General features: G+C 72.1%; 11 protein-coding genes and 1 pseudogene. 8 read left to right on the plus strand and 4 right to left on the minus strand.

The features are described from left to right. The 3 genes from Q4D18_RS09065 to Q4D18_RS09075 form a co-directional block, all read left to right on the plus strand. Nucleotides 1-608, plus strand: a 608-nt coding sequence (locus tag Q4D18_RS09065; RefSeq protein ID WP_303127535.1) for a hypothetical protein, incomplete at its 5' end; no start/stop codon positions are given. Between the two features lie 155 nt (nucleotides 609-763). Next, nucleotides 764-1,279, plus strand: a complete 516-nt coding sequence (locus Q4D18_RS09070) for a hypothetical protein (RefSeq protein WP_303127537.1) — start codon at nucleotides 764-766, stop codon at nucleotides 1,277-1,279. 7 nt (nucleotides 1,280-1,286) lie between these two features. Continuing rightward, complete coding sequence (locus Q4D18_RS09075; RefSeq protein ID WP_303127539.1) at nucleotides 1,287-1,817, plus strand: hypothetical protein; 531 nt, start codon at nucleotides 1,287-1,289, stop codon at nucleotides 1,815-1,817. 78 nt (nucleotides 1,818-1,895) lie between these two features. On the opposite strand, the gene Q4D18_RS09080 is transcribed toward Q4D18_RS09075, so the two are convergent. The 4 genes from Q4D18_RS09080 to sdhC form a co-directional block, all read right to left on the minus strand. Beyond that, nucleotides 1,896-2,714 carry a succinate dehydrogenase iron-sulfur subunit gene (locus Q4D18_RS09080; RefSeq protein WP_303127542.1) on the minus strand — a complete coding sequence of 273 codons (819 nt, stop codon included), beginning with the start codon at nucleotides 2,712-2,714 and terminating at the stop codon, nucleotides 1,896-1,898. Further along, complete coding sequence (gene sdhA, locus Q4D18_RS09085) at nucleotides 2,714-4,501, minus strand: succinate dehydrogenase flavoprotein subunit (RefSeq protein WP_303127544.1); 1,788 nt, start codon at nucleotides 4,499-4,501, stop codon at nucleotides 2,714-2,716. Before sdhA ends, Q4D18_RS09080 begins: the two co-directional genes overlap by 1 nt. A gap of 82 nt (nucleotides 4,502-4,583) precedes the next feature. Continuing rightward, a complete protein-coding gene (locus tag Q4D18_RS09090) occupies nucleotides 4,584-5,063 on the minus strand; it encodes a succinate dehydrogenase hydrophobic membrane anchor subunit (protein WP_303127556.1) in 480 nt (159 codons plus the stop codon). After that, a complete protein-coding gene (gene sdhC, locus Q4D18_RS09095) occupies nucleotides 5,063-5,467 on the minus strand; it encodes a succinate dehydrogenase, cytochrome b556 subunit (RefSeq protein WP_303127546.1) in 405 nt (134 codons plus the stop codon). Before sdhC ends, Q4D18_RS09090 begins: the two co-directional genes overlap by 1 nt. Nucleotides 5,468-5,805: 338 nt before the next feature. Here sdhC and Q4D18_RS09100 point away from each other — a divergent pair, with 338 nt between their 5' ends. From Q4D18_RS09100 to Q4D18_RS09120, 5 genes and pseudogenes are all read left to right on the plus strand, one after another. Beyond that, a complete protein-coding gene (locus Q4D18_RS09100; RefSeq protein WP_303127559.1) occupies nucleotides 5,806-6,882 on the plus strand; it encodes a mannose-1-phosphate guanylyltransferase in 1,077 nt (358 codons plus the stop codon). Between the two features lie 64 nt (nucleotides 6,883-6,946). After that, nucleotides 6,947-8,281, plus strand: coding sequence for an amidohydrolase (locus Q4D18_RS09105; RefSeq protein WP_303127548.1), 1,335 nt, complete (start codon nucleotides 6,947-6,949; stop codon nucleotides 8,279-8,281). Between the two features lie 94 nt (nucleotides 8,282-8,375). Beyond that, nucleotides 8,376-9,524, plus strand: a complete 1,149-nt coding sequence (locus Q4D18_RS09110) for a BMP family protein (protein WP_303127550.1) — start codon at nucleotides 8,376-8,378, stop codon at nucleotides 9,522-9,524. Nucleotides 9,525-9,633: 109 nt separating this feature from the next. Beyond that, entirely contained in the window at nucleotides 9,634-11,163 is a 1,530-nt protein-coding gene (locus tag Q4D18_RS09115; RefSeq protein WP_303127553.1) for an ABC transporter ATP-binding protein, read from the plus strand. Beyond that, nucleotides 11,160-11,573: pseudogene (locus Q4D18_RS09120) on the plus strand (ABC transporter permease); the annotation flags it as partial. The gene Q4D18_RS09115 and the pseudogene Q4D18_RS09120, both read left to right, overlap by 4 nt.

The raw sequence follows: 11,573 nt of genomic DNA on the forward strand, positions 1-11,573 counted from the left end.
AGTACGGGCAGGCTCCGCAGTACGGCCAGCCCGCCCAGGGCGCGCCGGCCGCCGACCCGTACGGCCCGCCCGTGGGCTCGCGCTTCGGCACCCAGGCCTACGGGGCGGACGGCCAGTACGGCACCGTCACGGAGCCGGCGAAGTTCCGCAAGCTCCTGACCCTCACCCTGGCCTCCGCCGCCGTCTACCTGCTGTCCCTCATCCCCGGGCTCCTCGGCGGCACGGACGGCTTCCGCGCCCAGCTGGAGGAGCAGCTGCGCACCCAGCCGGGCATCACCCCGGAGGACATCGCCGCGTTCACCGATCTGGCCGGCGTCTTCTTCATCGGCACCGTCGTGGGCAGCCTCGTCATCGCCCTGGCCCTGTACCTGGTCGTGTACCTGGGCCTGCGCAAGGCCAAGAACTGGGCGCGCATCCTGGGCATCGTGCTGGCCATCCTGGGCACGCTGTCCACGCTGGTCGGCCTGATCACCCTCGCGGCCACCGGTCAGTGGATCAGCCTGCTCCTGTCCCTCGCGTTCATCGTGGTGAACATCCTGTGGCTCGTGCACGCGTTCGACAAGGACGTCGCCGCCTACACGAAGCAGGGCCGCCGCCTGGCCGCCTGATCCGTCGGCGCCGACCCCTCGGCCCCGTCCCTCCGCGCCCGTCCGGCGCGGCGGGGACGGGGCCGACGTCGTCCCGGGGCGGCGGTGTTGCGCCGCTGGCGAGACCGCCCGTCGGCCCCTGGCCGGACCCCGGGCCGCCCGGACACCATGGAGGCATGGCCCCTCATCCCTCGACTCCCGCCCCCTCCGCCGCCCCGACGGCCCGCCCCACCACGACGGACGAGGTCGCCCCGCGCGTGCGCCGCGTCCGGTCCGTGCTCGCCGTGCTCACCGCGGTGATCGGGCTGGTCGCGGCGGCGCGGCTGCTGATCGCGCCCGGGGCGGGGATGGGACCCGTGCCGCAGGGCCCGTCCGGCGGGTCGCAGGCCTCCCTGCTGGCCGCCGCGGGGATCCTCGTGGCCGTGCACGTCGGGCTCGCCGTGGGCGTGGCCCGGTACAGCGAGGCCGCCCGGCTGATCGGGGCCTTCGTGGTCGGCGGCCTCACCCTGTCCACGCTGCTGACCACCATCCGGATGTTCGCCTTCCCGCCCGCGCAGTGGCCCCTCCTGGTGGTCCTGGCCGCGGTGCTGGCCGCCGCCGCGATCGGCTGGTTCGTCTGCGCCTTCCACCGCCCGTTCGGGGAGGCGTGCAAGGGGATCAGCCGGGCCCGGGCCGGCCGCGGTGCGCGATGATGGTCCCATGCCCTCCCGCCGTGACCCCGTGACCCCCGCCGCCGAGCGGCCCGTCGGCCTGGCCGAGCCCGCCGTCCGCGGGCCCGTCCGGCGTCTGCAGGCCACCACCCTCGGCACGGGGGCGGTCTCCGCCCTGGCCGCCGCCGGGGTGCTCACCCTCCAGTCGGACCCCGGATACGCGCGGGCGGTCCTCCAGGCGCGCTCGTGGGGCGCCGTCGAGGTCACGGACGCGGACGTGGCCGCCTTCCTCACCCCCGCCGGCGCCGTGCCCGGCATCGTCGCCGGCATCCTCGTGCTGACGGCCCTGTTGGTGTGGGGCGTGCAACGGCTCTGGCGGCCCGCCCGGTGGATCGGCACGGCGGCGGCGATCGCCGGGATGCTCTCCGGCGCGTTCTGGTCCGTGGACGGCGGTCGCATGGTGGCCGCCGGACCCGCGGGGATCCTCACCCTGCTCGCCGCCTTCGCCATGCTCGTGTTCTGCGCGGTGTGGCTGCTCGTGGCCCACCGCCGAGCCACCCGGGACGCCTTCGACGGCTGACCCCGCGCGGGCCCCTCCCACGACGACGGCGGCCCGCCTCCCCGCGTGGGGGAGACGGGCCGCCGTCGTCGTGGTCGATCAGAAGGTGCGGGCCAGGATGGCCTGCTTGACCTCGGCGATCGCCTTCGTCACCTGGATGCCGCGGGGGCACGCGTCGGTGCAGTTGAAGGTCGTGCGGCAGCGCCACACGCCCTCCTTGTCGTTGAGGATCTCCAGGCGCATGTCGCCGGCCTGATCACGCGAGTCGAAGATGAAGCGGTGCGCGTTCACGATCGCGGCGGGGCCGAAGTACTGGCCGTCGGTCCAGAACACCGGGCACGAGGACGTGCACGCGGCGCAGAGGATGCACTTGGTGGTGTCGTCGTAGCGCGCCCGGTCCTCCTGGGACTGGAAGCGCTCCTTCGTGGGCTCCTGGCCCTTGGCCACCAGGAACGGCATGACCTCGCGGTAGGACTGGAAGAACGGGTCCATGTCCACGATCAGGTCCTTCTCCACCGGCAGGCCCTTGATGGGCTCCACCAGGATGGGCTTGGACAGGTCGAGGTCCTTCAGCAGGGTCTTGCACGCCAGGCGGTTGCGGCCGTTGATGCGCATCGCGTCCGAGCCGCAGATGCCGTGGGCGCACGAGCGGCGGAAGGACAGGGTGCCGTCGTGGTCCCACTTGACCTTGTGCAGGGCGTCCAGCACGCGGTCGGTGCCGTACATGGTCAGGCGCCACTCGTCCCAGTAGGACTCCTCGGAGGCCTCGGGGAGGTAGCGGCGGACCTTCAGGACGATGTCGAAGGACTCGATCTCGCCGACGCCGCCCTGGGAGGACTGCTCCACCGGGCGGGCGTCCGCGGGGGTCTCGGCCGCCGGGGCACCGGCGGCGACGGTCTCGTTTGCTGCGTGGCTCATCAGTACTTGCGCTCCATCGGCTGGTAACGGGTGATGACGACGGGCTTGGTCTCGAAGCGGATGCCCTTGACGCCCTCCATCTCCGCGGTCTCGTCACGGTAGATCATGGTGTGGGCCATGAAGTTCTCGTCGTCGCGGTCCGGGTAGTCCTCGCGGTAGTGACCGCCGCGGGACTCCTTGCGACCGAGGGCGGCCAGGGTCATGGCCTCCGCGATGTCCAGGAGGTAGCCCAGCTCCATGCCCTCGAGCAGGTCGAGGTTGAAGCGCTGGCCCTTATCCTGCACGGACACGTTCTCGTACCGGCGGCGCAGGTCCTCGATGGTCGCCAGCGCGCGGCGGATCGAGGCCTCGTCGCGGAACACCTGCATGTCGGCGTCCATCGACTCCTGCAGGGCGGCGCGGATGTCCGCGACGCGCTCGGTGCCGGTGGCGGAGCGCAGGCTCTCGATGTGCTGGCGCGTGCGGTCCTCGCCGTTCTCCGGCAGCTCCACGAAGTCGGCGGTGGCGGCGTACTCGGCCGCGTAGATGCCGGCCCGGCGGCCGAAGACGTTGATGTCCAGCAGGGAGTTGGTGCCCAGACGGTTGGAGCCGTGCACGGACACGCAGGCCACCTCGCCGGCGGCGTACAGGCCCGGCACCACGGTGTCGTTGTCCTGCAGCACCTCGGCCTTGATGTTCGTCGGCATGCCGCCCATGAAGTAGTGACAGGTCGGGAACACCGGCACGGGCTCGGTGTAGGGCTCCACGCCCAGGTAGGTGCGGGCGAACTCGGTGATGTCCGGGAGCTTCTCGTCGATGTGCGAGGGCTCCAGGTGCGTCAGGTCGAGCAGCACGTAGTCCTTGTTGGGGCCGGCGCCGCGGCCCTGACGGACCTCCTCCGCCATGGACCGGGCCACGATGTCGCGCGGCGCCAGGTCCTTGATGGTGGGGGCGTAGCGCTCCATGAAGCGCTCGCCGTCCGCGTTGCGCAGGATGCCGCCCTCGCCGCGGGCCGCCTCGGAGAGGAGGATGCCCAGCCCGGCCAGGCCGGTCGGGTGGAACTGCACGAACTCCATGTCCTCCAGCGGCAGGCCGGAGCGGTAGGCGATGGCCATGCCGTCGCCGGTCAGCGTGTGGGCGTTCGAGGTGGTCTTGTACACCTTGCCGGCGCCGCCGGTGGCGAACACCACGGACTTGGCCTGGAAGGTGTGCAGCTCGCCGGTGGCCAGCTCGTAGGCCACGACGCCGGCCACGCGCTTCTGGACGTAGGGGGTGCCGTCCTCGCGGGTGGCGTCCTCCTCCACCATCAGCAGGTCGAGCACGTAGAACTCGTTGTAGAACTCCACGTCGTGCTTGACGCAGTTCTGGTAGAGCGTCTGGAGGATCATGTGGCCGGTGCGGTCCGCGGCGTAGCACGCGCGGCGCACGGGCGCCTTGCCGTGGTCGCGGGTGTGGCCGCCGAACCGGCGCTGGTCGATCTTGCCCTCGGGTGTGCGGTTGAAGGGCAGGCCCATCTTCTCCAGGTCGAGCACCGCGTCGATGGCCTCCTTGGCCATGACCTCGGCGGCGTCCTGGTCCACGAGGTAGTCACCGCCCTTGACGGTGTCGAAGGTGTGCCACTCCCAGTTGTCGTCCTCGACGTTGGCGAGGGCGGCGCACATGCCGCCCTGGGCCGCGCCGGTGTGGGAGCGGGTGGGGTAGATCTTGGTGAGCACGGCGGTGCGCGCGCGCTGGCCGGCCTCGATCGCGGCACGCATGCCGGCGCCGCCGGCGCCGACGATCACCACGTCTAATTTGGTTACCTGCATACTGGTTTCTGGCTCTCTGTGCCAGGGGCGGGCGGGCCGGGGGGGCGGGCCCGCCGGCGTCCGGGACGACGGATCGGGCCGGTCAGCGGCAGATCGCGGGGGAGTTCTCGAGCAGGGCGCCGGTGGCGTCCACCATGCAGGGCTCGAAGGTGAAGATCACCAGGGTGCCGAGCACGATGATCGCGGCGGTGGCCACGTACAGGATCATCGAGAGCCAGAAGCGCACGCCGTCCCGCTCGGCGTAGTCGTTGATGATGGTGCGGACGCCGTTGGCGCCGTGCAGCATCGCCAGCCAGAGGAGGGCCAGGTCCCAGAACTGCCACAGCGGGTGGGCCCACTTGCCGGCCACGAAGCCGAAGTCGATCCCGGAGATGCCGTCCCCGACCATCAGGTTGGAGAAGATGTGCACGAACACGAGCACGACGAGGATGACGCCCGAGATGCGCATGAACAGCCACGCGAGCATCTCGAAGTTGCCCTTGCCGGACTCGCCCCGGGTGTACTTGGGGTCGATGCGGCCGGTGCGGGGGGCCGCGATGGTGGTCTCAGCGGTGCTCATGATCAGTGACCTCCGAAGGCGAGCGTGAGGTGGCGGACGGCGAAGCCGACGAGCAGGACCGCCCACAGGGCCATGACGACCCAGAGGAGGGTCTTGTGGTGGCGGGTGCCGCCCTTCCAGAAGTCGACCAGGATGATCCGCAGGCCGTTCAGCGCGTGGAACAGGACGGCGGCCACCAGGGCGGTCTCGCCGAGGGCGAAGTACCACGTCTTGTACGACGTCATGACGGCGTCGTAGGCCTCGGGCGACACGCGCACCATGGCCGTGTCCAGCACGTGGACGAGCAGGTAGAAGAAGATGACGACGCCGGTGACGCGGTGGCCCACCCAGGACCACATGCCTCCGTGGCCCCGATACAGGGTCCCGCGGCCGTTCTTGGCCGGGGCCTGCGCAGTGGCGCTAGACACGGTTGATACCTCCAGGGGGAATGCTCCGTACGGGGGTGGGGTCGCGTGAAGGCCCCGACCGGGCGGATGCGAGTGGATTCCTGGTGTCCAGGGTAGACCCTCCGCCGCGATCGTGGGGTCCCCGGGGGCGCATGTGTCCGCGCCCGCGTCACGCGCGCCCGGTGCGCACGCAGGGGCGCCCGCGCCGGACGAGGGGACCCCGGAGCCGCGCCGAGTGGTCCCGTGTCCGCCGCATTCCCTACGCTGAGCCCGTGAACACCGACTCCGCCGCGGCCCCGACCGCCTCCGCCCCCTCGCGCGACGCCGCGTCCGCGCCCGCCCTCGAGCGCTTCCACGCCGTGATCCCGGCCGGAGGCGTGGGCACCCGCCTGTGGCCGCTCTCCCGGGCCGCGGCGCCGAAGTTCCTCCACGACCTCACCGGCTCCGGCCAGACGCTCATCCGAGCCACGTGGGACCGCCTGGCCCCCCTGGCCCGCGGCGTCATGGTGGTCACCGGCGAGGCGCACGAGGACGCCGTGCGCCGCCAGCTGCCGGACCTGCAGGAGCAGGACCTCGTGCTCGAGCCCGAGCCGAAGGACTCCGCCGCCGCCATCGGCCTGGCCGCCGCCATCCTCTCCCTGCGCGATCCCGAGACCATCATGGGCTCGTTCGCGGCGGACCAGGTGATCGGCCCCGTGGAGGTGTTCCAGGACGCCGTCGCCCAGGCCGTGGCCACCGCCGCCACCGGGCGGATCGTCACCATCGGCATCACCCCCTCGCACCCCGCCACGGGCTTCGGCTACATCCGGGCGGGCCGGCGGCTGCGCGTCGAGGGGGCCCCGGACGCGCACGACGTGGCCGCGTTCGTGGAGAAGCCGGACCAGCGCGTGGCCGAGCGCTACGTGGCCTCCGGCCGCTACCTCTGGAACGCCGGCATGTTCGTGGCCCCCGTGTCCCTGATGCTCGAGCACCTGGCGGCGAACGAGCCGGAGCTGCACGCCGGGATCATGGAGATCGCCGAGGCGTGGGAGACCCCCGAGCGGGACGAGGTGACGGCCCGCGTCTGGCCGGGCCTGAAGAAGACCGCCATCGACTACGCGGTCGCCGAGCCGGCCGCCACCGCGGGCGACGTCGCCGTCATCCCCGGCGCCTTCACATGGGACGACGTGGGCGACTTCGCCGCGATCGCCCGCCTGAACCCGGCCAAGGACGCCTCCGGCATCACCGTCATCGGCGACACCCCGCGCGTCTACTCCTCCGACGCGTCCGGCGTGGTGGTCACGGACAGCGACCGCGTGATCGCCCTGATCGGCATCGAGGACGTCGTCGTCGTGGACACCGGGGACGCCCTGCTGGTCACCACCACGGAGCACGCCCAGGACGTGAAGAAGGCGGTGGAGTCGCTCAAGGCGCGCGGCGCGGACGACGTCCTCTGACCGCTCCGTCACCGCCCGCCCCGGCCCGGACGGGCGGGGCGGGCCCGGAGTAGGGTGCTGGGCCATGAGCACCTCCGAGTCCGTCGTCACCGAGCCCACCCCGCGCGTCGACCTGCCCTCCGTGGCGTCCGTCGTGGCGCAGCTGGAGCACGAGACGATCGGGGTGCGCCGTGACCTGCACCGCCACCCGGAGCTGTCCTACGAGGAGTACCGGACCACGGACCGGATCGTGGAGGCCCTCGCGGAGCACGGTCTCTCGCCCGTGCGCCTGCAGGACACCGGCGCGTACGTGGACGTGGGGGAGGGGCCGCTCGTGCTGGCCCTGCGCGCGGACATCGACGCGCTGCCGGTGGAGGAGGAGACCTCCCTGCCGTACGTCTCCGTCAACGACGGCGTGGCGCACGCGTGCGGGCACGACATGCACGCGGCGGTCATGCTCGGCACCGCCCTCACGCTCGCGCGGATCCTGCGCGGGGCCGCCCCGGACCGCGCGCTGCGGTCCGCCGCCGAGCGCGCCCACGGCCGGGTGCGGGTGATCTTCCAGCCGGCGGAGGAGCGGCTGCCCGGCGGCTCGCTGGCCGTCATCCGGCAGGGAGTCCTCGAGGGCGTCCCGCGGATCCTCGCGGCCCACTGCGACCCGCACTTCGACGTCGGCACGATCGGCACGCGCATCGGCGCGATCACCTCCGCGGCGGACACGCTGCGCATCACCCTCACGGGCCGCGGCGGCCACACCTCCCGCCCCCACCTGACGGAGGACATGGTGTTCGCCCTGTCCCAGATCGCCGTGAACGTGCCCGCCGTGCTCTCCCGGCGCATCGACGTGCGCTCGGCGGTCTCCGTGGTGTGGGGCCAGATCGCGGCGGGCTCGGCGCCCAACGCGATCGACAACACCGGCTACCTCGCCGGCACCATGCGCTGCCTCGACGCCGGCGTGTGGGAGGAGGCCGGCGCGCTGCTGGACGAGGTGGTCACCCAGGTGGCGGCCCCGTACGGCGTGCAGGTGCGGATGGACCACATCCGGGGCGTGCCCCCGGTGGTCAACACGGAGGCGGAGACCGCGCTGATCGAGAGCGCCGCGCGTCGCGAGCTCGGCTCCCGGGCCATCCAGCTCACCCCCCAGTCCATGGGCGGGGAGGACTTCGCCTGGATGACGCAGGAGGTCCCCGGCTCGATGCTTCGCCTGGGCACCCGCACTCCCGGCGGCACCACCTACGACCTGCACCGGGGCGACTACGCCCCCGACGAGCGGGCGATCGGCGTGGGCATGCGGGTCTTCGCCGCCGCCGCGCTCGACGCGCTGACCTCCGGCGGGGAGTGGCCGGGGCCGACGCCGGCCGCGGGGCCGCGGGGCGCCGCAGGAGAACATTGGGTAAGCTCTCGCGCAGGATGCGTGTGACCCGTCCCACGGCCCCCGTCTCGGCGGGACACCGCATCGACCCTCCACCCCCGGAGGGCCCATCGCACCGCGCCTTCTCGAAATGAGGATCCCCATGGGCATCGTCTCCCCGTCGTCCGAGCGCCGCCGCTCCCTCCTGCTCCCCGCCGCCCTCCTGGGCGCCTCCGGCCTGCTGCTGGCCGGCTGCGGCGCCCCGCCCGCCGAGTCGGGCGCCTCCGCCTCGGGCGGCGCCTCCGTGACCGCCGACGCCGCCGCCGGCTCGGACAACAAGGACTACAAGGCCTGCATCGTCTCGGACCAGGGCGGCTTCGACGACCGCTCCTTCAACCAGTCCTCCTACGAGGGCCTGAAGGCCGCCGAGGAGGCCTACGGCATCGAGACCAACGAGGCCGAGTCCCAGGACCCGGGCGACTTCACCCCGAACGTGAACTCCATGGTGCAGGCCGACTGCGACTCCGTGATCGGCGTGGGCTTCCTCCTCGGCGACGCGATCAAGCCGATCGCCCAGGCCAACCCCGAGACCCACTTCCTCGGCGTGGACGTCACCGAGGACGGCTTCTCCGACAACGTCAAGAAGCTCACCTACGACACGGCCCAGGCCGCCTTCCTGGCCGGCTACGCCGCCGCCGCGACCACCGAGACCGGCACCGTGGCCACCTACGGCGGCATGGAGATCCCCACCGTGACGATCTTCATGGACGGCTTCGCCGCGGGCGTGGAGCACTACAACGAGGCCAAGGGCGGGGACGTCAAGGTCCTCGGCTGGGACCGTGAGGCCAAGACCGGCTCCTTCACCGGCGACTTCGAGAACCAGGCCAACGGCAAGACCAACACCGCCAACTTCATCAACGAGGGCGCGGACATCGTGATGCCGGTGGCCGGCCCCGTGGGCCTGGGCACCATCGACGCCGTCAAGGAGGCCAACGGCGCCGGCAAGGACGTGAAGATCGTGTGGGTCGACTCGGACGGCTACGAGTCCACCGAGGCCGGCGACCTGATGCTCACCTCCGTGGTGAAGAACATGGGCCAGTCCGTGACCGACGTGATCGGCCAGGACGTCAAGGGCGAGTTCGACTCCGCCCCGTACGTGGGCACCCTGGAGAACGAGGGCGTGAAGCTGGCCCCGTTCCACGACTTCGAGGACAAGGTGTCCCAGGAGACCAAGGACGAGCTGAAGAAGCTCCAGGAGCAGATCGTCTCCGGCGAGCTGAAGGTCGAGTCCGAGTACTCCCCGAAGTCCTGACCCGCACCGCTTCGGACTCCGGCAGACTGGGGCCGGCACCGATCCTCCGCGGAGGGACGGCGCCGGCCCCGGCCCGCGTCCGACGCACCCCGCCACAGGAAGGCCCCCCATGAAGCTCGAGCTGCGCGGCATCACCAAGCGCTTCGGCTCCTTCGCCGCCAACGAGGACGTCCATCTGACGGTGGAGTCCGGCCGCGTCCACACCCTGCTGGGCGAGAACGGCGCCGGCAAGTCCACCCTGATGAACGTCCTCTTCGGCCTGTACGAGCCGACCGAGGGGGAGATCCTCCTGGACGGGCGCCCCGTGCGCTTCTCCGGCCCCGGCGAGGCGATGCGCGCGGGCATCGGCATGGTGCACCAGCACTTCATGCTCGTGCCCGTGTTAACGGTGGCGGAGAACGTCGCCCTGGGCGACGAGAACACGCGTGCCGCCGGGGTCCTCGACCTCGAGGAGACCCGCCGCCGCATCCGCGCGATCTCCGACCAGTACGGCTTCCACGTGGACCCGGACGCGGTGGTGGAGGACCTGCCCGTGGGCGTACAGCAGCGCGTGGAGATCATCAAGGCCCTCGTGCGGGACGCCCGCATCCTGATCCTCGACGAGCCCACCGCCGTGCTCACCCCCCAGGAGACGGACGAGCTGCTGGACATCGTCCGCCAGCTGCGCGCGGACGGCACCGCGATCGTCTTCATCTCCCACAAGCTGCGCGAGGTCAAGGCGATCTCGGACGACATCACCGTGCTGCGCCGCGGTCGCGTGGTCGGCACCGCGGACCCCTCCGCCCCGGCCGCCGAGCTGGCCGCACTGATGGTCGGCCGCGACGTCGTGCTCCACCGGAAGAAGGCGGAGCCCCGCCTGGGCGAGGAGACGTTCCGCGTGGAGCACCTCACCGTGGTGGGCCCCACGGGCCAGGTGCTCGTGGACGACGTGTCCTTCGGGATCCGCCAGGGCGAGGTGCTGGCCGTGGCCGGCGTCCAGGGCAACGGCCAGACCGAGCTGACCGAGGCGATCATGGGCCTGCAGGCCAAGGCCACGGGCTCCGTCATGCTCGACGGCGAGGAGCTGCTGGGCCGCAGCACCCGCCGGATCATCCGCGCCGGCGTGGGCTACGTGCCCGAGGACCGCTCCACCGACGGCCTGGTCGGCTCGTTCTCCGTGGCGGAGAACATGGTGCTGAACCGCTTCGACACCGCCCCGGCGGGCTCTGCGGTGCAGATGCGCCCGTCCGCGGTGCGCGCCCTGGCCGAGCGCCGCGTGGCGGAGTTCGACGTCCGCACCCAGGGCGTCGACGTGCCCGTGGGCACGCTCTCGGGCGGCAACCAGCAGAAGGTCGTGATGGCCCGCGAGCTCGTGGACGGGCTGCGCCTGTTCATCGCCTCCCAGCCGACGCGCGGCGTGGACGTGGGCTCGATCGAGTTCCTCCACGACCGGATCATCGCCGAGCGGGACGCCGGCACCCCGGTGCTGATCGTCTCCACCGAACTGGACGAGGTCATGGACCTCGCCGACCGGATCGCCGTGATGTACCACGGCCGGATCGTGGACATCGTGCCCGGGGACGCCTCGCGCGACCGCCTGGGCCTGCTGATGGCGGGGCAGACCGCCGAGGACACCGACCAGGAAGGACCGCGCGCATGAGCACCGCCGTGGCCGAGCGTCCCGCCGGGACGTCGACACCCCGGGGGGAGTCCGCGTTCCGGCGGATCGTCTCCGGCAACGGGATGGTCACCCTGCTGGCCGTCCTCCTGTCCCTGATCATCTCCGCCGTCCTGATCGTCCTCACGGACGAGGACGTGCAGGAGTCCGCGGGCTACCTCTTCGCGCGCCCCGCGGACGCGCTGGGCGCCGCGTGGCGGGCCGTCTCCGGCGCCTACGCCGCCCTGTTCCGCGGCTCGATCCTCAACTACCGGGGGGACACGGCCGCAGACATGCTGCGGCCGCTGACCGAGACCCTGACGGTGGCCACCCCGCTGATCATCGTCTCCCTGGGCGTGGCGATCGCGTTCCGCGCCGGGCTGTTCAACATCGGCGCGCAGGGCCAGTTCATC

It is taken from the genome of Micrococcus sp. (assembly GCF_030523875.1).
Classification (GTDB): domain Bacteria; phylum Actinomycetota; class Actinomycetes; order Actinomycetales; family Micrococcaceae; genus Micrococcus.

Coding starts and splice junctions, on each gene's coding strand:
- Q4D18_RS09080 (WP_303127542.1), bottom strand. CDS start 2,714: ATGAGCCACGCAGCAAACGAGACCGTCGCCGCCGGTGCCCCGGCGGCC.
- Q4D18_RS09105 (WP_303127548.1), top strand. CDS start 6,947: ATGAGCACCTCCGAGTCCGTCGTCACCGAGCCCACCCCGCGCGTCGAC.
- Q4D18_RS09070 (WP_303127537.1), top strand. CDS start 764: ATGGCCCCTCATCCCTCGACTCCCGCCCCCTCCGCCGCCCCGACGGCC.
- Q4D18_RS09115 (WP_303127553.1), top strand. CDS start 9,634: ATGAAGCTCGAGCTGCGCGGCATCACCAAGCGCTTCGGCTCCTTCGCC.
- Q4D18_RS09075 (WP_303127539.1), top strand. CDS start 1,287: ATGCCCTCCCGCCGTGACCCCGTGACCCCCGCCGCCGAGCGGCCCGTC.
- sdhA (WP_303127544.1), bottom strand. CDS start 4,501: ATGCAGGTAACCAAATTAGACGTGGTGATCGTCGGCGCCGGCGGCGCC.
- Q4D18_RS09110 (WP_303127550.1), top strand. CDS start 8,376: ATGGGCATCGTCTCCCCGTCGTCCGAGCGCCGCCGCTCCCTCCTGCTC.